This window comes from Stenotrophomonas sp. YJH_SMC_46 (assembly GCF_059370315.1).
This window is the reverse complement of record NZ_JCAFTO010000003.1, coordinates 354,073-374,512: the sequence shown is the minus strand read 5'-3', so window position 1 is coordinate 374,512 and position 20,440 is coordinate 354,073. Positions and strand designations below refer to the sequence as shown.

20 protein-coding genes and 2 tRNA genes are annotated in these 20,440 nt (G+C 67.9%); 4 read left to right on the top strand and 18 right to left on the bottom strand.

The window, feature by feature from the left end:
- Positions 1-4: 4 nt before the first annotated feature.
- The 17 genes from AC5P8C_RS11150 to AC5P8C_RS11070 all read right to left on the bottom strand — a co-directional run bounded on the left by AC5P8C_RS11150 (position 5) and on the right by AC5P8C_RS11070 (position 18,397).
- Positions 5-1,144: an ABC transporter permease gene (locus tag AC5P8C_RS11150; RefSeq protein ID WP_033835993.1), complete on the bottom strand. Its 1,140-nt coding sequence runs from the start codon at positions 1,142-1,144 to the stop codon at positions 5-7.
- Positions 1,141-2,604 (bottom strand): efflux transporter outer membrane subunit, encoded by a 1,464-nt coding sequence (locus AC5P8C_RS11145; protein ID WP_495218757.1) that lies wholly within the window; start codon positions 2,602-2,604, stop codon positions 1,141-1,143. Before AC5P8C_RS11145 ends, AC5P8C_RS11150 begins: the two co-directional genes overlap by 4 nt.
- A gap of 605 nt (positions 2,605-3,209) precedes the next feature.
- Positions 3,210-3,285 (bottom strand) — tRNA-Gly (locus AC5P8C_RS11140).
- Positions 3,286-3,402: 117 nt separating this feature from the next.
- The gene (locus AC5P8C_RS11135; protein ID WP_233653019.1) at positions 3,403-4,509 is read right to left on the bottom strand and encodes an NAD(P)/FAD-dependent oxidoreductase; all 1,107 of its coding nucleotides are present in this window, start codon (positions 4,507-4,509) and stop codon (positions 3,403-3,405) included.
- 138 nt (positions 4,510-4,647) lie between these two features.
- Positions 4,648-4,723, bottom strand: a tRNA-Gly gene (locus AC5P8C_RS11130).
- Positions 4,724-4,837: 114 nt separating this feature from the next.
- On the bottom strand, positions 4,838-5,464 hold the full coding sequence (gene pgsA, locus AC5P8C_RS11125) for a CDP-diacylglycerol--glycerol-3-phosphate 3-phosphatidyltransferase (protein ID WP_010486073.1): 627 nt from the start codon (positions 5,462-5,464) through the stop codon (positions 4,838-4,840).
- A gap of 18 nt (positions 5,465-5,482) precedes the next feature.
- Positions 5,483-7,327, bottom strand: a complete 1,845-nt coding sequence (gene uvrC / locus AC5P8C_RS11120; RefSeq protein WP_019658992.1) for an excinuclease ABC subunit UvrC — start codon at positions 7,325-7,327, stop codon at positions 5,483-5,485.
- On the bottom strand, positions 7,324-8,736 hold the full coding sequence (locus tag AC5P8C_RS11115; protein ID WP_019658993.1) for a hypothetical protein: 1,413 nt from the start codon (positions 8,734-8,736) through the stop codon (positions 7,324-7,326). Before AC5P8C_RS11115 ends, uvrC begins: the two co-directional genes overlap by 4 nt.
- Positions 8,733-9,221, bottom strand: a complete 489-nt coding sequence (locus tag AC5P8C_RS11110; RefSeq protein WP_019658994.1) for a low molecular weight protein-tyrosine-phosphatase — start codon at positions 9,219-9,221, stop codon at positions 8,733-8,735. The genes AC5P8C_RS11115 and AC5P8C_RS11110 overlap by 4 nt, the downstream gene beginning before the upstream one ends.
- On the bottom strand, positions 9,218-9,991 hold the full coding sequence (gene kdsB / locus AC5P8C_RS11105) for a 3-deoxy-manno-octulosonate cytidylyltransferase (protein WP_180877537.1): 774 nt from the start codon (positions 9,989-9,991) through the stop codon (positions 9,218-9,220). Before kdsB ends, AC5P8C_RS11110 begins: the two co-directional genes overlap by 4 nt.
- Positions 9,992-10,065: 74 nt before the next feature.
- Entirely contained in the window at positions 10,066-11,085 is a 1,020-nt protein-coding gene (gene lpxK, locus AC5P8C_RS11100) for a tetraacyldisaccharide 4'-kinase (protein ID WP_495218755.1), read from the bottom strand.
- Complete coding sequence (gene msbA / locus AC5P8C_RS11095; protein ID WP_019658997.1) at positions 11,085-12,833, bottom strand: lipid A export permease/ATP-binding protein MsbA; 1,749 nt, start codon at positions 12,831-12,833, stop codon at positions 11,085-11,087. Before msbA ends, lpxK begins: the two co-directional genes overlap by 1 nt.
- The gene (locus AC5P8C_RS11090; RefSeq protein WP_019658998.1) at positions 12,830-13,252 is read right to left on the bottom strand and encodes an ExbD/TolR family protein; all 423 of its coding nucleotides are present in this window, start codon (positions 13,250-13,252) and stop codon (positions 12,830-12,832) included. The genes msbA and AC5P8C_RS11090 overlap by 4 nt, the downstream gene beginning before the upstream one ends.
- A 3-nt stretch (positions 13,253-13,255) precedes the next feature.
- Positions 13,256-13,918, bottom strand: a complete 663-nt coding sequence (locus AC5P8C_RS11085; protein WP_019658999.1) for a MotA/TolQ/ExbB proton channel family protein — start codon at positions 13,916-13,918, stop codon at positions 13,256-13,258.
- Between the two features lie 3 nt (positions 13,919-13,921).
- Positions 13,922-16,321, bottom strand: coding sequence for a DNA internalization-related competence protein ComEC/Rec2 (locus AC5P8C_RS11080; RefSeq protein ID WP_495218753.1), 2,400 nt, complete (start codon positions 16,319-16,321; stop codon positions 13,922-13,924).
- A gap of 59 nt (positions 16,322-16,380) precedes the next feature.
- The gene (locus AC5P8C_RS11075; protein ID WP_233653022.1) at positions 16,381-17,724 is read right to left on the bottom strand and encodes a sensor histidine kinase; all 1,344 of its coding nucleotides are present in this window, start codon (positions 17,722-17,724) and stop codon (positions 16,381-16,383) included.
- 1 nt (position 17,725) lies between these two features.
- Positions 17,726-18,397 carry a response regulator transcription factor gene (locus AC5P8C_RS11070; protein ID WP_019659002.1) on the bottom strand — a complete coding sequence of 224 codons (672 nt, stop codon included), beginning with the start codon at positions 18,395-18,397 and terminating at the stop codon, positions 17,726-17,728.
- 342 nt (positions 18,398-18,739) lie between these two features.
- Between AC5P8C_RS11070 and AC5P8C_RS11065 the strand changes: the two genes are divergently transcribed.
- A complete protein-coding gene (locus AC5P8C_RS11065; protein WP_019659004.1) occupies positions 18,740-19,024 on the top strand; it encodes a hypothetical protein in 285 nt (94 codons plus the stop codon).
- 18 nt (positions 19,025-19,042) lie between these two features.
- On the opposite strand, the gene AC5P8C_RS11060 is transcribed toward AC5P8C_RS11065, so the two are convergent.
- Positions 19,043-19,183 (bottom strand): hypothetical protein, encoded by a 141-nt coding sequence (locus AC5P8C_RS11060; RefSeq protein WP_021203593.1) that lies wholly within the window; start codon positions 19,181-19,183, stop codon positions 19,043-19,045.
- Positions 19,184-19,304: 121 nt separating this feature from the next.
- Here AC5P8C_RS11060 and AC5P8C_RS11055 point away from each other — a divergent pair, with 121 nt between their 5' ends.
- From AC5P8C_RS11055 to AC5P8C_RS11045, 3 genes are all read left to right on the top strand, one after another.
- A complete protein-coding gene (locus AC5P8C_RS11055; protein WP_019659006.1) occupies positions 19,305-19,874 on the top strand; it encodes a peroxiredoxin family protein in 570 nt (189 codons plus the stop codon).
- 110 nt (positions 19,875-19,984) lie between these two features.
- A complete protein-coding gene (locus tag AC5P8C_RS11050) occupies positions 19,985-20,176 on the top strand; it encodes a hypothetical protein (protein WP_019659007.1) in 192 nt (63 codons plus the stop codon).
- Positions 20,177-20,239: 63 nt separating this feature from the next.
- Positions 20,240-20,431, top strand: a complete 192-nt coding sequence (locus AC5P8C_RS11045; RefSeq protein ID WP_019659008.1) for a hypothetical protein — start codon at positions 20,240-20,242, stop codon at positions 20,429-20,431.
- Positions 20,432-20,440 lie beyond the last annotated feature (9 nt).

The window sequence follows — 20,440 nt, the reverse complement described above, 5'->3', positions numbered from 1 at the left end:
GTCCTCAACGCAGCAGCAACGATGGATCGGAGCGGACGACACTGCGTACCGCCATGATGCTGGAGAGCATGGCCATCACCGCAACCAGCGCCACGCAGCCGAGGATCACCATCGGTGTCAGCTGCACCGGAACGCGCTGGGTCTGCGCGATCAACAGCACCACCGTACTGAAGGCCGCCGCCAGCAACATACCCACGCCGCCGATCAGCAATGCCTGCTCGAACACCACCCGCGCCAGCGCATAGCGGCCTGCACCGAGTGCATTGAGCGTGGCGTACTCACGCACCGAGCCGGCCACCACAGAGGCGAACGACTGGTTGGTGATCACCGCGCCGACGAAGCAGACGATGACGGCCATGAACAACACCGCGATGCCGGCGCCGGTATCGAACAGCCAGTACTGCTGCGAGCGGCTGGCGAACTCCGGCGCGGTCCAGAACTCGACCGGCGTGGCCCGGCCCATCGACGCGGACAAGCGGTCACGCACGCGATCGGCCAGGTCCGGCGAGCGCAGGCCCGCCACGAAATAGGTGCTGCCCTCATGTGGGTCGGTACCGGCGATGGCGCGCGCAGTATCCAGCGAAGCCAGTACGTTGACACCACCCAGGCCACGCAGGCCCGGTTGCGCGGCAACCACGCGCACGGCCTTGCCATTGATCCAGGCACGGTTGTTCTGCAGGTCCACGCCGAGCGTATCCAGATCGGCGCTGTCGACGATCACCGCACCCGGCTCGCGCAGCTGCGCGCGCAGATCGGCCGGCAGGATGCGAGCGAACATCATCGCGTCGTCGCGGGTGGAAATGCCGGACAGGTATACCGACACATTGCCGGTGCCCTGGGCACTGGAACGCCATTCGCCATCAACCCACTCGTAGGGTTCGACGCGGGTGACATCCGGATCCATGCGCAGGTGGCTTTCCACATCCGCGCTGATCGCATGACCGTAGTTGACACTCTGGGTGCCGGGGAAACCGGCCCAGATGTCGGCCGACGATGCCTTCACATAGATCGCGGCGGTACCGAAGATGCCCAGCACCAGTGCGGCCTGCACGATCAGCAGCACGCCGGCGAAACACATCGCCAGCACCACCGGCAGGAACCGGCGCCACTCATAGGCCAGGGTCTTGCGGGCCAGCGCGATCATTGCTGCTCGCCCTCCCCCTCGACCGGCAGCGGTGCGCCGCCAAGGGCACGGTAGAGCGACGCAAAGGCCAGCACGCGTGCACCCTGCGCGCCGATCAGGTCGGCCTGCGAGGCGAGTGCCGCACGCTGCGTGTCCAGCCCATCGAACTCGCTGGACAAACCCAGCTGCACCTGCCGCGCATGGCGCTTGACCTGCTGGTCGGCGGCATCATTGGCCACACGCAGCGACTGGATGCTGCTGCCCTGGCGCGCCAAGCTGCCGAGCGCACCTTCCACTTCGCTCACGCCTTCCAGCACCGCCTTGCGGTAACCGAGCAATGCGGCGTCCAGCTGCTTCTCATCGGCCTGGAAACGCGCGCGGCGTTGACCCCAGTCCCACAGCGGAATATCGACGTACGGGCCGATCGACGGACTGGAATCGGAATTGGAGCGGGCGTTCTGGGTAAGGTTGTAGGCATACAGGATGGAGCCGCCAAGGCTGACCCGCGGATACATCGCGGCGCGTGCCGAACCCTTGCTGGCCGCAGCCTGCATCACCTCCGACTCGGCCAGCAGGATCTGCGGACGATGGCGCAGCAGATCCGCAGGAACCTGCTGCAGCGAGAACGTGCCCAGCCTCGGCGGCGTGCGATACGCGCGCCAGGCGGGATCCGGCTCGTCACGGCCCAGCAGCAATGCCAGCGCGCGAGCCGCGTTGTCGGCGTTTTCCCGAGCCTGTGCGATGGCGGCACGGGTGGCGGCCTGGCGTGCACGCAGGCGGTCCAGCTCGCCGGGCTCATCCAGGCGCAGGCGCTGGCGGACCAGGGCCAGTTGTTCACCGCGGTCGTCCACGGTCTGCTGCCGGGCCAGCAGGTCCTGCTGGGCCTGTGCCACGGTCAGGTCCAGATAGCTGCGCACCACGTCGGCAATCACCGCCACCTGTGCGGCATTGCGCAGCGCCTCGGCGTTGCCGGCCGAGGCCTGCGCGCTCAGCTGCGCGCTCTCGGCGGCGCCGAACAGGCCCAGGTCCCAGATCGCTTCGATGCCGGCATGGAAGTAGGTATCGACGGCGGCGGCGTCCTGCACCTGCTTGGCGCTGGCCGAGATTTCCGGCAGGAAACGCGAGTCGGAGGTGCCGGCGACGATCCGCACGGCCTGCAGCCGCAGCGTGGCCTGCTGCAGGTCGAGGTTGCCGGCGATGGCCTGGTCCACCAGGCCGTCCAGCGCCGGGTCGGCCAGCACCTTCCACCACTGCCTGGCGTCCACCGCCACACCCTGCCCCTGCGGCACCTGGGTCCAGGCGCTGGGTGTGCGATCAGGCAGGTCCGGGACGGACACCGACATGCAACCCGCCAGGGCCAGGGTTGCCAACAACGCGCCGGGGCGCAGCACTGCCTGCAGGGAGAGTCCACGCCCTGTCCTGGGCACTGCCACTGAAGTGATACGCCTGACCACCAGCCCGCCAACGTGTAGAAGGAGCATGAAGGCTACCGTGCGATTGTGGAGCGAACATGGAGAAATCGTCCGAAAAAGGTCACAGCACGCGTGCGGTTCAGGCAACGCCGACCCAGCCTTTCACTACGCTTTCAATGCGTTCCCAGCACGGAACACTGGACGACTTTCACGGCGTATTGCACATTGCGGCAATTCCTTGCTTCGATGCTGCCCGACCGTGAAACACCCTCGCCGCTGGCTGCTGATTGGCTCGATCACGACAGCGACTGTCGGTGTGATCGTGCTCGTCCTGACCACCCCACTGGTCTCGAACGCCCTGCTGCTACTGATGGAGCGCAGCAACTTCATTCCCGCCGAATCCTCGATCCTCACCTTCGAGCCGTATGCGATCAACGACGGCTCGTCGAACTACTGGTTGTATGGGAAGGACCGCACCTACTACTACCACTTCACCTACGAGGATGACGTTCCCTACGTCTACATCCCGCAGGACAACCGCTGCCCCGGTTTCGACCGGCAGAATGCCCGGACCTGGTGCAGCGCCCTGCCCGGCAAGGCACGCCAGCGCGGTGGTGGTGCAACCGGTGTGACAAACGAAAAACGCTCCCTTTCGGGAGCGTTCTTCTTGAATCTGGAGCGGGAAACGAGACTCGAACTCGCGACCTCAACCTTGGCAAGGTTGCGCTCTACCAACTGAGCTATTCCCGCAGATTTCGTTCGACCTGCGTCGAAGGAGCGCTATTGTGTCGGCATTGCTGCACGGCGTCAACAGGAATTTTCACGAGAAGTGAGGGGGTGGCGTTCAGGCGCCCCTGCCTGCTCCCTTCACGTGCGCAGCCCGCGGCGATGGAAGTAGACCTGTTCGGCAATGCGGCGCATGACCGCTGTATGCAGCAGTACATCGAGCGGCCAATCGGCCTGCAGATGATCCATCGCCCAGCGCAGCACGCGCTTGCCATGGAACGCCGGGGCGACCTGACGCGCCACCCGTTCCGCTTCTGGCCCTTGCCCACGCAGATGGCGGGCAATCGCCTCACCGACTGCCCAGCCGTGCCGCCACGAAGAGTGGATGCCCCCGGCGGACAGCGGCGAGACGACGCCCGCCGCGTCGCCGGTCAGGATCAGGCGCTGGCCGGTGGTCGGCCCACCCGGCCGGCCGCAGGGCACCAGGCCAGCGCGGGTAGCCGAGGGACGCGCCGAAGGCGGAATGCCGACCACATCGCGCACGTGGCCGAGGAAACCTTCAATATCCGGCGGCCGCACCTGTTGCGGGTCATGACGCAACGCCAACCCGACCTGCAGGCCGGTCGGATTCTGCGCGACCCAGCCGATGTAACCCGGCGCGTAGCGCTTGCTGACGAAGCAATGCAGCGCGTCGCCCTGCGCGACATGCAGGCCGGCGAACTCACGTTCGACGCCGTAGAGGTTGTCACGCACCTGGCCGAGCCCAGTGCGCTGTGCCACACGTGAGCGTGCGCCATCAGCGCCAACCAGATAGGCACATCGCCCTGCCCCATCCACCAGCCAGCCGTCACCATTGCGATGTGCATCGGTGAAGGACTGCTGCAGGCGCAGGTCGACACCGTTCGCGCGCAGCTCGCTGGCCAGCCAGCGCATCAGGTTCGGCGTATCGGTGGTGAGGAAGTAATAGCCCGGCGCGGCCAGCAACACGCTGCGCAGATTCGGCGCATACAGGCGCACGTTGGCAACGCGCTGCACGAGATGTTCGGGCATGCGCCCCAGCCAGGTCTGCTCCATCGCCTCTTTCACCACGATGCCGGTGGTGTGCAGGCGCTCGCCGGGGTCGGCCTTGCGTTCCAGCACGCAGACGCGCAGGCCGTACTGGGCAGCAGCCAGTGCGCAGGCGGCACCGGCAAAACTGGCGCCGACGATGACCACGTCGTGATCGTAGGCGGAAGGAGTGTGGAGCATGGCTGCATCGTCCTGGAGGAACGGAGATGCAGCTTCGAACTGCCGCGTGGTGAGGCGAAGGAGTGACGGTGAAGTGGGGATGAAGCGGGTTCTACGCAAACGAAAAACGCCCCCTTGCGGGAGCGTCTTTCTTGAATCTGGAGCGGGAAACGAGACTCGAACTCGCGACCTCAACCTTGGCAAGGTTGCGCTCTACCAACTGAGCTATTCCCGCTTGGGAGGCGAAATTTTACCTATTCCAAGGATGCCGTCAAGCGCTTTTTTCAGGGTCTGCGAGGTGCCCGGCGTCGCGTATCCGCGCCATGCGTGGATACGCGCATCGATGGGGTCAGTTGCCCAGCTTCTTCTGCCGCGAGCGCTCGCGTGCGGCGCGCTCGTCTTCGCGCAGGCTCGGCCAGGCGGCGTGCAGGTACTGCAGGCCCGACCACAGGGTCAGCACCGCGGCAATCGCCAGGGTCCAGTCGCCGATATGGAACACCGGCCAGCCCATCCAGATGTCTTCCACCGGCACGTTGGGGGCCACCGAATACAGCAGGCACAACAGCGCGACCATCTGCGCGGTGGTCTTGACCTTGCCGATCATCGCCACGCGCACCTTGGCGCGCTGGCCCAGCTCGGCCATCCACTCGCGCAGCGCCGATACCGCGATCTCGCGGCCGACGATGACCGCCGCCCAGAACGCCATCCACGGCGTCGGATGGCCCTGCACGATCAGGAACAGCGCCACTGCCACCATCAGCTTGTCCGCGACCGGGTCGAGGAAGGCGCCGAAGGCCGACTCCAGCTGGTAACGGCGTGCAATCCAGCCATCGAGCCAGTCGGTGATCGCGGCCAGGCCGAAGATCGCCGCCGAAGCGAAGTTGGTCCAGGTATAGGGCAGGTAGAACACCAGCACCAGCACCGGGATCATCACGATCCGCAACAACGTCAGCCAGGTGGGCAGGGTCAACTTCATGCTTGCGTGCTTCTCTCTCTACTCGGCCGCATCGGGCGTGGCCAACCCGTGCAGGTTAGCGTAGATACGTGCCGCGAGGGCGTCATTGATGCCTTCCACCTTGGCGATTTCCGCTTCGCCAGCGGCTTTCAGGCCGACCAGGCCGCCGAAATGCTTGAGTAGGCTGGCGCGGCGGCGCGGCCCGATGCCGGGGATATCCTCCAGCTTGCTGGTCATCCGTGCCTTCTGGCGGCGGCCGCGATGACCGGTGATGGCGAAGCGGTGGGCTTCATCGCGAACCTGCTGGATGAACTGCAGCGCCGGGTTGGCCGCGCCCGGGCGCAGCTCGCGTCCATCGGGCATCACCAGCGCTTCATGGCCTGCGCGGCGCTCCACGCCCTTGGCCACGCCCACCAGCAGTACCCCTTCCACGCCCAGGTCGGCCAGTGCGGCCTGCGCCTGCGCCAGCTGGCCGGCGCCACCGTCGATGAGCAGGACGTCCGGCAGCACGCCCTGCTCTTCCACCGCACGGCGGAAACGGCGGTCGATGGCCTGGCGCATGGCGGCGTAGTCATCGCCCGGCTCGATGCCGCTGATGTTGAAGCGGCGATACTGCGCGCGCACCGGACCGGCGGCGTCGAACACCACGCACGAGGCCACGGTGGCCTCGCCCAGGGTGTGACTGATGTCGAAACATTCGACCCGCTTGACCGGCTCGGCCAGGCCCAGCATCTCGCGCAGTGCGTCGCTGCGCGCGTGCTGCGCGTTGCGGCTGTTGAGTTCGGTGGCCAGGGTCAGCTGCGCGTTGCGGCTGGCCAGTTCCACGTAGCCGGCGCGCTCGCCGCGCACGTTCCACTTCAGCTGCACCTTGCGCTCGGCCGAGGCCGACAGCGCGGCAACCAGCAGGTCGGCATCGGGAATCTCGCGGTCCAGCAGGATCTCGCGCGGCGGCTCGAATTCGATGTAGTACTGCGAGACGAACGCGGCCAGCACTTCCTCCGGGCTTTCCTCGCCATTGGTGCGCGGGAAGAACGGGCGGGTGCCGAGGTTGCGGCCATCTCGGAAGGCCAGCAGCAGCACGCAGGCCTGCGACCCCTGCATGGCCACCGCCAGCACGTCCAGGTCCGCGGCGCGCCCGTCCACGTACTGCCGGGTCTGCATGCTGCGCAGCGAGGAAATCAGGTCACGCAGGCGCGCGGCCTGCTCGAATTCCAGGGCCTCGCTGGCGGCCTGCATCTGCTCGCCCAGCTCGCGGGTCAGCTCGTCGCTCTTGCCTTCCAGGAACAGCGCGGCGCGACGCACCGATTCTGCATACTCCGGCGCCGGCACCAGCTCCACGCAGGGCGCGCTGCAGCGGCCGATCTGGTACTGCAGGCACGGCCGCGAGCGGTTGCGGAACACGCTGTCCTCGCAGCTGCGCAGCTTGAACAGCTTGTGCATCAGGTTCAGCGTTTCGCGCACCGCAGTGACGCCCGGGTACGGACCGAAATAGCGGCCCGGAATGGCACGCGGGCCGCGATGCAGCGCGATGCGGGGCCAGTCCTCACGGGTCAGCAGTACATGCGGGTAGGTCTTGTCGTCGCGCAGGGAGACGTTGTAGCGCGGCGACAGCGATTTGATCAGCTGGTTTTCCAGCAGCAGCGCCTCGGCTTCCGAGCGCGTGACGGTCACGTCCATGCGCGCGATCTGCGAGATCATCGACATGATCCGCGCGTTCTTCGGACTGCCGTTGAAGTAGCTGCCAACGCGATTGCGCAGTGCACGGGCCTTGCCCACATACAGCAGGGTGTCGTCGGCGGCGTACATGCGGTACACGCCGGGCGCGGTGCTGAGCTGGGCCGCGAAGGCCTTGCCGTCAAAGGCCGGGGCGGGAACGTCGGTCATTCGCTGATCGGCACTTCGCTGAGCACGCCGCTGTCGGGATCGAAGCGCAGCACGGCATGGGCGTCGGTCTCGGCAATCCACACCGCCCCGGCCCCCACCGCCAGGCCGGCCGGGCCATGCAGGCGACGCGGCAGCGGTTGGGTCGTCAGTTCGCCTCCGCCCAGGCGCAGCGTGCGCAGGCGGCCGTTGCCGGTATCGGCAATCCACAGCAGCGGCGCATCCGGGCTCAGCGCGATGGCCTGCGGGAACTGCAGGCTGGCTTGGGCGCGGGGACCGTCTTCACTGCCGAAGCGCCAGGGCCCCTGCCCGACCAGGGTCTGCACCAGGTCGCCACGCAGCTGAAGCGCGCGGATCGAGGAACCCAGCGCATCGGCCACGTACAGCACCTGCTGCACCACGGCGAGCGCGGTGGGCTGGGCGAAGGCCGCCAGATGGCCGCTGCCATCACGCTCGTCAATGGAGCCGCTGCCGGCGCGCCATTGCAGGCTGCGCTGGCCCAGGTGGTAGCTCCAGATGCGGTTGTCGCCGGCCATCGCGATGTGCAGCTGGTTGTCGGCAATGGCCAAGCCGACCGGGTGGTCCAGCGAGACCTGCCGCGGCTGCGCAACCGGACCTTCCACCGGCGCACCGGGACGCCCATTGCCACACAGGGTGTCGACGATGCCGGTCAACAGGTTGATGCGGCGCACGGCATGGTTGCCGGTATCGGCCACGTACAGCGAATCGCGCTCCAGCACCAGCGCCTGCGGGCGATGGAATGCCGCTTCGGCAAGGTTGCCATCCATGAAATCGGCGGTACCGAGGCCGAACTGGCGCAGGATGCGGCCACCGTGGCTGCATTCAAGGATGCGGTGGTGGCCACTGTCGGCGATGTACAGGCGCTCGGTGCTGACTGCCAGCCCCAACGGGAAGCGCAGGGCCTGGCGCGGTTCCGGATGCAGTTCGCTGCCCCCGCGCGACGGCGCCGAAGGGGCTCCCTGGCACAGCGCGTTCAAGGCGCGTTCCAGTTCACCGGGGGCCCCCAGCCCGATCAGCCGTTGCTGCTCCCTGCCCTGTGCATCCAGCAGCACCAGGGTCGGCCAGGCGCTGACGCCGAAGCGGCGCCAGCCATCCCAGTCGGCATCCAGCAGCACAGGCATGGTCAGGCCCTGGCGACGCAGCAGTTTCAGTGCAGCGCTGGCGTCACGTTCGAAATCGAAGCGCGGCACCTGCAGCACCAGCGGCTGCAGCTTGCCGGGGTGGCGCGACAGCCATTGGCCGAACTCGGCCAGGCGTTGCGCGCTCCAGGCGGAGGCCGCATTGACGAACAGCAGCGCGACCGGCCGGCCGCGCAGTTCGGTCAGGGTGCAGGGGGTGGCGTTGAGCCAGGTGGCGAACTCGGGCAGGTCCGGGACGGGCTGGACGTTCATGATCCGATTATGCCGGAGTCGGCGTCATGCAACAGTCGTGCCACTGCACGTTTTGCAGCATCGTCGACCAGCGACCAGACCTGTTCGAAATGATCGCTCCCGCCGGTGTACGGATCGGGGATCGCGATCCGCCCCTGCGCGCCGGACCAGGGCAGGTACAGCGCCAGCCGTTCGCGCTGCGCCACCGACGCCAGGCGACCGGCGTCACGCAGGTTGGCCTCGTCGGCACACAGGATCCAGTCGAAACGCTCGAAATCCGCGGCCTGCAGCTGGCGTGCGCGCAGGCTGCCGATGTCCACACCGTGCCCGCCCGCGCAGGCGATCGCACGCCGGTCCGGTGGCTCGCCCACGTGCCAGTCGCCGGTGCCGGCCGAATCCACCTGCACCCGCCCGGCCAGCGGCGAGGCCTCCAGGCGTGCACGCAGCGCACCTTCGGCCATCGGCGAACGGCAGATGTTGCCGAGGCAGACGACCAGCAGCCTCATCGCGCGGCCATCGCCTGCAGCAGCCGCTCGGCGCGCTCCAGGTCCTCGGGCGTGTCGATGCCCGGCGGGAACGGTTCGGGCGAGATCGCCACACTGATCGGGTAGCCCGCTTCCAGCACGCGCAGCTGTTCCAGCGATTCGACCTGCTCCAGCTGGCCTGGCGGCATCGCCGCGAACCGCTGCAGGAAACCGGCGCGGTAGCCGTAGATGCCGATGTGGCGCAGCCAGTGGTGGCCGTCCGGCAGCGTGTCGCGGCTGCGTGCAAAGCCGTCGCGGTGCCAGGCGATCGGCGCGCGGCTGAAGTACATCGCCTCGTTGCGCACGTTGCGCACCAGCTTGACCACGTTCGGGTCGAACAGCGTAGGCGCGTCCTCGACGGCGGTGGCCAGGGTCGACATCGGTGCAGTGCCGTTGGCCAGTACCTCGGCCACGGCGCGGATGCCGGCCGCCGGTGCGAACGGCTCGTCGCCCTGCAGGTTGACCACCACCGTGTCATCGGCCCAGCCGGCAATGCGTGCGCACTCGGCCAGGCGATCGGTGCCGGACGCATGCGACGCAGCGGTCATTGCCACCTTCACCTCGGCCAGCCCGGACAGCGCATCGGCAATGCGCTGATCGTCGGTCGCTACCCAGACCTCCCGGGCGCCGGCCTGCAGCGCGCGGCGCGCCACGTGCAGTACCAGCGGTTCACCACCCAGCAGGCGCAACGGCTTGCCGGGCAGCCGCGAGGCGGCATAGCGAGCCGGGATGGCGACGACGAATTCGGTCATGGGGCGGTACTCGGCAGACTCGTTACAAGGGGAATGCGGCCGGCGGCGCGTGAATGCAAGCGCCGCTGCGCCGCTCAGTTCGGTCGCAGCTTGTCCAGGCGGTCAGTCAGCGCCACCCAGAACGCGGCGGGCAACTCGGCGCGCAGCGGAACCGCGTAGTGCCAGTCGTTGCCGAACGCCCGGCATTTCACCGCATCCTTTTCGGTCATCAGTACCGGCAGCTGGCTGCCGAAGGACAGGTCCTGCGGCTGATAGGCCTGGTGGTCGGCGAACGCATGCGGCACGACGCCGATGCCACGCGCGCGCAGCATGTCGAAGAAGCGCTGTGGATAGGCGATGCCGGCCACCGCATGCACGCGCTGGCCCTTGAAGTACGCCAGCGGGCGCGCGCGGCCACCGGCCAGCGGCTGCGCACTGTCGATGTGCAGGGCCATCGGCCACTGGCCGAAGCCACAGGCCTGTGCCGCAGTCTCCTCATCGGCCTGACCGAGATTGACCACGCGGAAATCGCATTCGCTGGCGCGGCTGACCGGCTCGCGCAGCGGCCCGGCCGGAATCATCCGGCCATTGCCATAGCGACGCTGCGCATCGACCACTTCGATCTCGATGTCGCGCGCCAGCCGGTAGTGCTGCAAACCGTCGTCGCAAACGATCACATCGCAGCCGGCCTCGATCAGCGCCTTGCCGGCAGCAACCCGATCACTGTCCACGCGCACCGGCACGCCGGTCTTCCAGGCGATCAGCACCGGCTCGTCACCGCCCTTGGCGGTTGGCGTGTCGGCCCGCACCCACAGCGGCTTGTCGGCGTCTTCGCGACCATAGCCGCGGCTGGCCACGCCCGGCTTCCAGCCGGCGGCACGCAGGCGCTCCACCAGTGCGATGGTCAGCGGCGTCTTGCCAGTGCCACCGGCGGTGATGTTGCCAACCACGATGACCGGCACCGGCAGCGTGTAACGCTTGCGCCAGCCACGCCGATAGGCGCGCCGGCGCAGCGCGGTGACGCCGGCGTACAGCGGTGCCAGCAGGCGCATCGCCCACGGAACCGGGCTGCCGTCGTACCAGTACGCCGGGGTCTGGGTACCCTTGCCGGCCATCAGTCCTGCCTTTCGCGGAACTGCATGCTGTGCAGATGCTGGTACAGGCCGCCCAGCTCGAGCAGCTCCTTGTGGGTGCCGCGTTCAACGATGCGGCCATGGTCCATCACCAGCACCTGGTCGGCATGCTCGATGGTCGACAGCCGGTGCGCGATGACCAGCGTGGTGCGTTCGGGCATCAGGCGCTGCAGCGCGTCCTGCACCAGGCGCTCGGATTCGTTGTCCAGCGCCGCAGTGGCTTCGTCGAGGATCAGGATCGGGGCGTCGCGCAGGATCGCGCGGGCGATCGCCAGGCGCTGGCGCTGGCCACCGGACAGCAGCGCGCCGTTCTCGCCTACCGGCGTCTGCAGCTGCTGCGGCATGCGTGCGATGAACTCCCACGCGTTGGCGGCTTCGGCCGCCGCGCGGATCTGCTCGTCGGTCGCTTCCATGCCATAGGCGATGTTGGCGGCGATGGTGTCATCGAACAGCATCACCTTCTGCCCGACGATCGCCACCTGCCGGCGCAGGTCAGCCAGCGGATAGTGATCCAGCGCCACGCCATCGAGGGTGATGACGCCGCCACTGGGCTCGTAGAAGCGTGGCACCAGCCGGATCAGGCTGGTCTTGCCGCTGCCGGAACGGCCGACAATGGCCGTCACCGTACCCGGCCTGGCAACGAAACTGATGTCGTCCAGGGCGATGCCACTGTCTTCGCGGTAGCGCAGCATGACGTGGTCGAACGCCAGTTCGCCACGCACGCGTTGCACGCGGTGCTGGCCTTCGTCGCGCTCCACCGGCATGTCGAGGATGCCGAACAGGCGCTCGGCGGCGGACACGCCGCGCGAAATCGAGGTCTGCACGCTGGTCAGGCGCCGCAGCGAAGGAATGATCGCCATCATCGAGGTCATCAGGCCCATGAACTGGCCGGCATTGAGGCGGCCGGCCAGGGCTTCGCGGGTCGACACCCAGACGATCACCGCCAGCGCCAGTGCGGCCAGGAACTGCACCACGCTGGACGCCGCTGCGCGGGTCACCTCGACCTTCATGTTCAGCGCCAGCATGCGGTTGGCCAGGCGCGAGTAGCGCGAGATCTCATGCTGCTGGGTGCCGTGCACCTTCACTTCCTGCTGCGCCGCCAAGGACTGCTCGGCGGTCTGCGCCATCGTGCCCATGCCGTCCTGGATGCCGCGGCTGATGCGACGATAGCGCTTGCCCACGTAGGACACGATGGCACCGATCAGCGGCACCACCAGCAGCATCGCCAGGGTTACCTTGACGCTCATCTGCAGCATCACCGCCAGCATCGCGATGATGGTGAGGGTATCGGCCACCACGGTCTTCAGCGCGTCGGCGCTGGCTTGGGTGACCTGCTCGGTATCGAAGTTCAGGCGGCTGACCATCACCGGCGTTGCTTCGGTGTCGAAGTGCGACGACGGCAGGTGCAGGTACTTCTGCAGCACCTGCTCACGCAGGTCGCGGACCACGCTGCGGCCGGTCTTGGCCAGCGTATAGTCGCTCACCCAGGTGGCCACGCTGCGCATCAGGAACAGGCCGAGGATGGTCAGCGGCAGGACCACGGCCGCGCGCGGCTGCGGATCGACAAACCCCTCGTTGACCAGCGGCTCCATCAGCTTGGTGAAGTGATAGCCGGCCAGGGCTTCGACCACCATGGCGATGACCGCGCCCACCATGAACACCCAGTAGGTGCGGGTGTAGCCCAGCAGACGTTTGTAGATCGGCCACACCGGCGCGTGATGGGAACTCATGGACGCACCTCTGGCGCAGTTGCAATGGCGATACGACGGAAACCGAGCTGACCGAGCGCGTCCTGCGCAGTCACCACGGCCTGGTAGGGGGTGCGTGCGTCGGCGCGCAGCAGCACCGGCTGGCTGCGATCGCTGCCGGCGACCGATGCGATGGTCTGCTTGACCGACTCGACATCGCTGCGCAGCACTTCCTGGTCATTGATGAAATAGCGGCCTTCGGCGTTGATCAGCACGCTGAGCGAGCGCGGCGGCTCGTTGCTGGGCTGCTGGCTGGCGGTCGGCAGCTGCACCTGCAGCGTCGAGCGCGCATCGAAGGTGGTGGTGACCACGAAGAAGATGATCAGCACCAGGATGACGTCGATCAGCGGCACCAGATCGATATGCGGCTCATCCTGGGATCGGTCATTGCCGATACGCATCGATCAGGCCTTCGCCGTGGCAGCGTGGGCTGGCCGCGCCGGCGCGGCCGGGTTCATCACCCCGGGGCGGCCGTCGAGCGTATCCAGCAGGGCACTGGCTTCCTGTTCCATTTCCACCACATAGCCGTGGATCCGGCCCTTGAAATAGCGATGGAACATCAGCGCCGGGATGGCCACGATCATGCCGGTGGCGGTGCACACCAGCGCCTTGCCGATGCCGCCGGCCAGCTGGTTCACGTCGCCCACGCCATGGTCGAGGATGCCCAGGAACATCTGGATCATGCCGATCACGGTGCCCAGCAGGCCCAGCAGCGGGCCGGCCGAGGCGATGGTGCCCAGCGCGTTGAGGAAGCGCTCCATGCGGTGCACCAGGTGGCGCCCGGTGTCCTCGATCCGCTCACGGATCTGGTCGCGCGGGCGGTTGCGCGCTTCCAGCGCAGCGGCCAGCAGCGCGCCCAGCGGCGAGTTGGCGCGCAGGGTCTGCAGGTGCGCCGGGTCAAGCTTGCCGCGTGCGGCCCAGTTGCGCACTTCCTGGCCAAGCCCGGGCGGCAGCACTTCCGTTCGCCGCAGGGACCAGAAACGCTCCAGGATGATCGCCAAAGCCAGTACGCCCAACAGCAGCAGCGGCACCATTGGCCAGCCACCGGCCTTGACCAGTTCCCACACGTTTCAACCCTCCGGCCCAACGGCCGCTTGTTCGTTCGGCGATAGGATAGCAGCCGACCGCGCCCGCCCAGCGGCATCCCACCACCGGGATGCGTGGATACGCTGTTCACGCAGCTGCAGCCCTTGTGCACCAAGCCATATGCGGATCGCCCCGGAATCGGCCGTGGCCAGTACCTCGGCCCCTTGCGCCTGCCAGCGCTGGACCACGTCCTGGCGAGGGTGCCCGAAGCGGTTGCGGTGCCCGGCCGAGACCACCGCCAGCCGTGGCGCCACAGCCTCGACCCACGGCGCGCTGGAGCTGCCGCCGCTGCCATGGTGCGGCACCAGCACCACATCCGCCTTCAGCGCTGCCGGAGACGCCTCCAGCAGCGTCCGCTCGGCCGGCCGGCCGATGTCACCCGGCAGCAGGACCACGCCGTGGCGGCTGGCGATGCGCAGCACGCAGCTGTCTTCGTTCTCGGCCTGACGGCTGCCCGGCGCCGGGTGCAGGACCTGGAAATCTACCCCGTCCCACTGCCAGCGCAGCCCCTGCTGGCAGGGCGTGGCGCCAGCGATGGTGCTGCCCGGTGGCGCCAGCAGCTGCAGTCCGGGCAGCTGCCGTCGCAGGCTGGACAGGCTGCCGGTGTGATCAAGATGATCATGGCTGAGCATCACCTGCCGGGGCGGCGCCTGTCCGAGCGCGCGCAGGGCCGGGACCAGAATGCGCTCGTTACCCTCGCCGCCGGTCGGAGGCCCTACGTCGTACCAGAGCGCGTGCCGCGCTGTACGCACCAGCACCGCTGTGCCCTGCCCCACATCGTGCACCAGCAGCTCCAGTTCCCCCTCGGCCGGTGCATGCCGCGCCGGCCACAACAGCGGCAGGCACAGCAGCAGGCCCGCCAGGCCACCGCCGGCGCCGCGTGGCAGCAGCCACCAGAACACCCCCACCAATGCCGCCGGTACGGCCCAGCGCGGCGCCTCGGCCAACCACCACATGGCCTGCGGGTGCAGCGCCAGTGGCTGCAGCGCCTGCCAGCTCAGCTCGAACAGCCAGGCCGCAGCACGCCAGGACCAGCGGCCGGCTCCCTCGTGCAGCGCATGCAGCCCCGTACCCAGCAACGACAACGGCACCACCAGCAACGTCCACCACGGAATGATCGGCAGGTTGACCAGCGGCCCCAACCGCGCGGTGCCGCCGAACAGGGCCACGCACAGCGGCAACAGGCCGAGGCTGGCCACGCCCTGGGCGGCCAGGAAGCCACGCAGGCCCCCACCGGCACCCTCCGGCCCGGTTCGCGGCAGGCACCACAGCAGCCACAGCACCCCGCCAAAGCTGAGCCAGAAGCCGGCCGACAACACCGACAGCGGCGCCGGCAGCAGCATCACCATCGCGGCCAGGGCCAACCCCTGCCCCGCACCCACCGGGCGACGTCCGGCACGGGCCAGTGCCACCAGCCCGATCATCAGCGCCGCGCGTACCGTTGGCAGCGCGCCGCCGGCGGCCACGGCATAGGCGGCTGCGGCCAGCGCTGCACCCCATGCCGCCGCCTGCGGCCGTGGCCAGCAACGTCCCAGCACCGGGCACAGCCACCACGACAAGCGGCACAGCAGTACCCCGAAGCCCGCCACCACGCCCACGTGAAAACCGGAAATGGCGACCAGATGGGTCAGGCCCAGCGCGCGCAGGTGTTCCCAGTCGGCATCGGACAGCCCGCGGGTATCGCCCAGCGCCAAGGCCTGCACGAACCGCGCGGCAGGATGTGCCACCTGCGTAGCGATGGCGTCACTGCTGCGCTCGCGCCAGGCTGGCAGGCCCTGCGCAGGCGCGCGCTCACGCGCAGCCCCCGGGTCGCGTACCGTGCCATTGCCGGAGATGTCGCGCAGCAAGGCATGGCGTTCGCCATCGAAGCCGCCGGGATTGATCCGCGAACGTGGCGCACGCACGCGCAGCGGCAACTGCCAATGCGATCCCGCACGAACCGCATGCCGCCCACCCTCGGCCTCGTGCGCTGACGACCCGCGCCACGGATCGTTCCAGGTGACCTGCAGGCGCTTGCCGCGCAGCGCTGGCAGCGCATCGGCCTCATCCACGTGCAACACGAAACGGGTGTAGCCGGGCCCCCGCTGCGGAAGATCGGCGACTCGTCCGCTCACCCGCACATCCTGCGGCGGCGCGCCGGGTGGCAGCTGGCCGTGCAGCGCCCAATGCCCGTGCAATGTTGCCCATGCCAGGCCGAGCACGATTGCAGCCCAGGGGCGGCCGCGCCAGCGCAGCAGCCAGCCCGCGCCGCCGGCAACCGCCATCGGCGCGCTCAGCCACAGCGGCAGCAGCGCCGGCATCTGCACGCAGGCCAGCGCGCCCAGCACCAGGCCGGCAGCGCAGCCGGGGCCGAACAGGGCCGGCGCGGAACGTTCGGAAGCCATTCCATCAGCCTGCCGCCAGGCGCTACAGGCTGCCTATCGGGGTTTCCCCCGCGCGGCTGTCAGCGCCGGACGGTGCCGCGATGGAAGTTGACCCGGAAGCTGGCACCACCGCCGGTGGCCTCGCCGACACTGACCGAGCCGCCGTGATGCTGCACGATTTCCTTCACCAGATGCAGGCCGAGGCCACTGCCGCTGCCCGCCGCGCGAAGGCGATGGAACGGCTCGAAGATCGCTTCACGGTCACTCACCGGAATACCGGCGCCCTGATCGCTGACTTCCAGAAGGCCACGTGCATCCAGGCGCACGCAGATGGTGCCGCGCCCGCCGCCGTGGACGATGGCGTTGTGCACCAGGTTGGCGATCACCCGCCCCAGCGCCAGGCTGTCGCCATGGATCCACACGGGCGACTCCGGCGCATCCACCTCGAAGCCATAGCCGGCGCCGACCACCAGTGGCGCCAGATCGGCGGCCGCTTCACGCACCAGCAGCGCCAGATCCAGCCGCTGCAGTGCGCCGACATTGCGATCGAGCCGCTGCAGGTCAAGCAGGTGCTCGGCGACGTTGCCGAGCCGCGCCACGTCGGTCAGCAGCTGCGATTTCAGCTCACCCTGCGGCAGCTGCGACAAGCGCGCCTGTACCACTGCAATCGGCACCCGCAGTTCGTGCGCGGCATCGGCGAGGAACTTGTCACGTGCTGCATAGCCCTGCTGCACCTTGTCGATCGCGTCGTTGAAAGCTTCCACCAGCGGCGCGACCTCGGTCGACACCAGCTGCGCATCCAGCCGCGCACCCGGCTGGCCGATATCCAGCTCCTTGGCCTGCTGTGCGGACCGACGCACGCCGCGCATCGCACGGTGGATCACGGTCGGCATCACCAGCAGCGTGATCACGATCAGCGGCATGAAGAACCACAGGCCGATCAGGCGCAGCACCATCAGTGCGCCGTCCAGCAGCCCGCCCTTCGGCGCCCCGCCCACCATCACCGTGATGCGCCGCCCATCCTCGTTGCGGATCATCACCCGCGCAACGTCCAGATAGGGCGGCACCAGTGAACCCAGTTCGGTGGCGCCCACCGTCGGCAAGCGTGCCAGCAACGGGGCGTGGACCGCAGGAATCGTGCCGCGCTCCAGCCACGTGCCCCTGTCATCAACCGCCGCGAACCAGAGGTTGCCCCCCGCCCCTGCATTGAGCCTGTCCCAACGCGCCTGGTCCAGTACCAGCCGGCCGCCTTCGCTGTGCACGGCTTTGGCTACCGCCTCGGCCGTGAACATGTCCATTCCCCAAGTGTCCTTGTCGCCCCAGGTCAGGATCAACGCGGCCACCGCGAACAACACAGTGAAGGCCTGCGCCAGGAACAACCGCCAGGCCAGGCCGAGCGTGATGGAGCGGATCGGTCGGGTCATCTCACGCCTCCGCCAGCAGATAGCCGACGCCGCGGATCACATGGATCTCCACACCGGCCCCGGCCTGCTGCAGCGCCTTGCGCAGCTTGGAAATGTGCGCGTCGAGTGCATTGGACTGGATCTCGTCATCAAACCCGTACACCGCCGCTTCCAGCGCGCTGCGTGTGACCGTGCGCCCCTGGCGCATCGCAAGCGCCTGCAGCACCAGCACCTGGCGCCGGGGCAGTGCCAGCGGCTGGCCTCCCACCTGCGCCTGCAGCGATTCGAAGTCGAATTCCAGCCGCCCCAGGTGCAGGCGCGGCGTCACCATCGCCGAGGGCCGCCGTGAGACTGCACGGATCCGCGCCATCAGTTCCTCGATCGCCACTGGCTTCACCAGGTAGTCATCGGCCCCCACATCCAGGCCCTCGACCTTGTCTGACAACGTGCCCTTGGCGGTCAGCATGATCACCGCTAGGTTAGGCCGCAGCGCACGCGCGGTGGCGACGAACGCCGCGCCATCGCCATCGGGCAGCTGGCGGTCGAGCAACATCAACTGGTGTACCGGTTCGCGCAGCGCGATCGTAGCTTCGGCCAGGCTTCCAACCACGTCGGCGACCACGCCCTGCCGCTCCAGGCCCGATTGCAGGGCTCGGGACAGATCGGGATCGTCTTCGACCAGGAGGATGCGCATCAGGGGGTTCGGCTACCGGAAACGCTGCCGATCATAGTGCCTTGCGCCGGGTTTGGGCGCCTTCGCGTGCCGATTGCCGACGCGCAATGTTCTGACAATGTTGCGCCCGCACCATGCACAGCCATCCTCCGCAAAGTGGCTGATCGATGCCGTTGCTGCCCCCGACCCTGCTGCGCCTGTTGCTGTTCTCCGCTGCCATCAGCTTTCCGTTGGCCGCCAACCAGCGGTTCGCGATGCAGTAAAGGACAGCCCGATGGCGCGGCGTGGGACACAGACGTCGGCCTTCGTTTCCCTGATGCGCTCGTTCTGAGCGAGCGCCCGTTACAGACAAGGACACCCCTCATGGCCTGCGTCTCCGCCCCCCTCGAAGCCCATGCGATCCTGTGTGCTCCCGACCTGGACAGCGCAGAACGTGCGTATCTGGGCCTTATGCCCGATCTGGAGCATGTGGATGCGCTGGCACGCCGCGCACTCGGGCTTTCGCGCGTCGCCGATGCGGCACGCACCTACGCGCTGTCGATGACCCTGGTCGGGCTGCGCCTGCAGGAACTTGAGATGAGCGAAGCGACCGCAAAGGAGCACCGCCAGGCTACGCTGCACAGCCTGCGGCAGGTCTTCAACGCCTGAGCGCAGGGGCACGATGGCTCAGCGGAAGGTGGCCCAGGCCAGCACCGCAGCCAGCAGAGCTACCCAGACCACGGCCTTGAAGGTGCCTTCCAGCATGTTGCCGCCGAACAGCAGCTCGACGAATGGATTGGTCCGGGGAGCCGGAACATGCTCGCTCATCTGAGACGGATCCTGAGAGTGGTAGGGACGCGCACGCCACGGCGACGCGCGGAACGTCTGCTTAACAACTCGCGCCGCAATTCGGGTATGTTCCGGACAACGCTGCGTTCAAGGATGATCAATGCTCAAGCGCGCCCTGGTTCCTGTTGCTGCCCTGCTGCTGTCGGCTTTGATCATCGCGCTGGGATGGCAGAACCGCCAGTTGCGGCAGATCAACGAGCAGATGGCCGCCCAGCTGCAGGCCATGCAGCATGAGGCGCATGGCCTGGCGCTGGGCACGCGTGCCGATACGTTGGCATTGAAAACCACTCAGCGCACCCGGGTGATGATCGGCGGCGAACGCAGCACTGCCCAGATCCTGTACTTCTTTTCCACCGCCTGCCGCTATTGCCTGGCCTCGATGCCGCAGCTGCAGCAGATTGCTGGCGGACGTGGCACCAGCGAGCTGGTCGGCGTGGGCCTTCCTCCCTACGATGAACTGGCCGACTACGCCGGCAAGCACGATCTGCGCTTCCCGATTGCCATCGACAGCGACGGCGATGCCGCCAGACGCTACCGCGCCACGGTCACACCGATGCTGGTGGTGCTGGCTGCAGATGGCAGCGTGGCCTACAAACACGTCGGCCAGCTCGATGAGCAGGTCGTGCAGGCCGCCATGAAGTCGCTGGCGCCTCGCCTTGCATTGCACTGAGGCGCCACGCGCCCGATCCGCGCGCCCGCCCTCGCCACCAGATTCGCGCCACAACCGGCACTCCGGTGCCTTCGGCAACTGCAACACCAACGCCAACCAAGGAGATACACATGATCGGAAAGAAGGTCCTTTCGTCCGTCGCCGGTATCGTCGTTGTCGCCGCGCTGTCGTTCGGCGCGTCCCAGGCCTTTGCGAAGCCAACCAAGGCTGGCTTCGCGCCGGGCTGCACCTACACGCCGGGCTGCGTTTTCGGCGGCAACGGGACAATCGGTGGTACCCGCATCTGCTGCCAGCCGAACTGACCTGTGCAAGGCCGTCCCGCAAACGGCCTACACCGTGCATTTCCACACCTGAAGGAGCCACGCATGATCGGTAAGAAGAAGCTGTTCTCGTCTGTCGCCGGTATCGTCGTTGTCGCGGCCATGGCCTTCGGCACCAGCCAGGCCTTTGCCGTTGCGCCCAAGACCGGCTATGCGCCCGGTTGCGAGCCGCATCCGAGCTGCCCGTTCGGCAACTCCGGCAAGCCTGGCCAGGTGCTGTGCTGTGATCCGCTGTAATCGAAGCCG

What these genes read in the sequence shown, in the direction of transcription:
- AC5P8C_RS11150 (WP_033835993.1), bottom strand. Translation starts at nt 1,144, where the DNA reads ATGATCGCGCTGGCCCGCAAGACCCTGGCCTATGAGTGGCGCCGGTTC.
- AC5P8C_RS11145 (WP_495218757.1), bottom strand. Translation starts at nt 2,604, where the DNA reads ATGCTCCTTCTACACGTTGGCGGGCTGGTGGTCAGGCGTATCACTTCA.
- AC5P8C_RS11135 (WP_233653019.1), bottom strand. Translation starts at nt 4,509, where the DNA reads ATGCTCCACACTCCTTCCGCCTACGATCACGACGTGGTCATCGTCGGC.
- pgsA (WP_010486073.1), bottom strand. Translation starts at nt 5,464, where the DNA reads ATGAAGTTGACCCTGCCCACCTGGCTGACGTTGTTGCGGATCGTGATG.
- uvrC (WP_019658992.1), bottom strand. Translation starts at nt 7,327, where the DNA reads ATGACCGACGTTCCCGCCCCGGCCTTTGACGGCAAGGCCTTCGCGGCC.
- AC5P8C_RS11115 (WP_019658993.1), bottom strand. Translation starts at nt 8,736, where the DNA reads ATGAACGTCCAGCCCGTCCCGGACCTGCCCGAGTTCGCCACCTGGCTC.
- AC5P8C_RS11110 (WP_019658994.1), bottom strand. Translation starts at nt 9,221, where the DNA reads ATGAGGCTGCTGGTCGTCTGCCTCGGCAACATCTGCCGTTCGCCGATG.
- kdsB (WP_180877537.1), bottom strand. Translation starts at nt 9,991, where the DNA reads ATGACCGAATTCGTCGTCGCCATCCCGGCTCGCTATGCCGCCTCGCGG.
- lpxK (WP_495218755.1), bottom strand. Translation starts at nt 11,085, where the DNA reads ATGGCCGGCAAGGGTACCCAGACCCCGGCGTACTGGTACGACGGCAGC.
- msbA (WP_019658997.1), bottom strand. Translation starts at nt 12,833, where the DNA reads ATGAGTTCCCATCACGCGCCGGTGTGGCCGATCTACAAACGTCTGCTG.
- AC5P8C_RS11090 (WP_019658998.1), bottom strand. Translation starts at nt 13,252, where the DNA reads ATGCGTATCGGCAATGACCGATCCCAGGATGAGCCGCATATCGATCTG.
- AC5P8C_RS11080 (WP_495218753.1), bottom strand. Translation starts at nt 16,321, where the DNA reads ATGGCTTCCGAACGTTCCGCGCCGGCCCTGTTCGGCCCCGGCTGCGCT.
- AC5P8C_RS11075 (WP_233653022.1), bottom strand. Translation starts at nt 17,724, where the DNA reads ATGACCCGACCGATCCGCTCCATCACGCTCGGCCTGGCCTGGCGGTTG.
- AC5P8C_RS11070 (WP_019659002.1), bottom strand. Translation starts at nt 18,397, where the DNA reads ATGCGCATCCTCCTGGTCGAAGACGATCCCGATCTGTCCCGAGCCCTG.
- AC5P8C_RS11065 (WP_019659004.1), top strand. Translation starts at nt 18,740, where the DNA reads ATGGCCTGCGTCTCCGCCCCCCTCGAAGCCCATGCGATCCTGTGTGCT.
- AC5P8C_RS11060 (WP_021203593.1), bottom strand. Translation starts at nt 19,183, where the DNA reads ATGAGCGAGCATGTTCCGGCTCCCCGGACCAATCCATTCGTCGAGCTG.
- AC5P8C_RS11055 (WP_019659006.1), top strand. Translation starts at nt 19,305, where the DNA reads ATGCTCAAGCGCGCCCTGGTTCCTGTTGCTGCCCTGCTGCTGTCGGCT.
- AC5P8C_RS11050 (WP_019659007.1), top strand. Translation starts at nt 19,985, where the DNA reads ATGATCGGAAAGAAGGTCCTTTCGTCCGTCGCCGGTATCGTCGTTGTC.
- AC5P8C_RS11045 (WP_019659008.1), top strand. Translation starts at nt 20,240, where the DNA reads ATGATCGGTAAGAAGAAGCTGTTCTCGTCTGTCGCCGGTATCGTCGTT.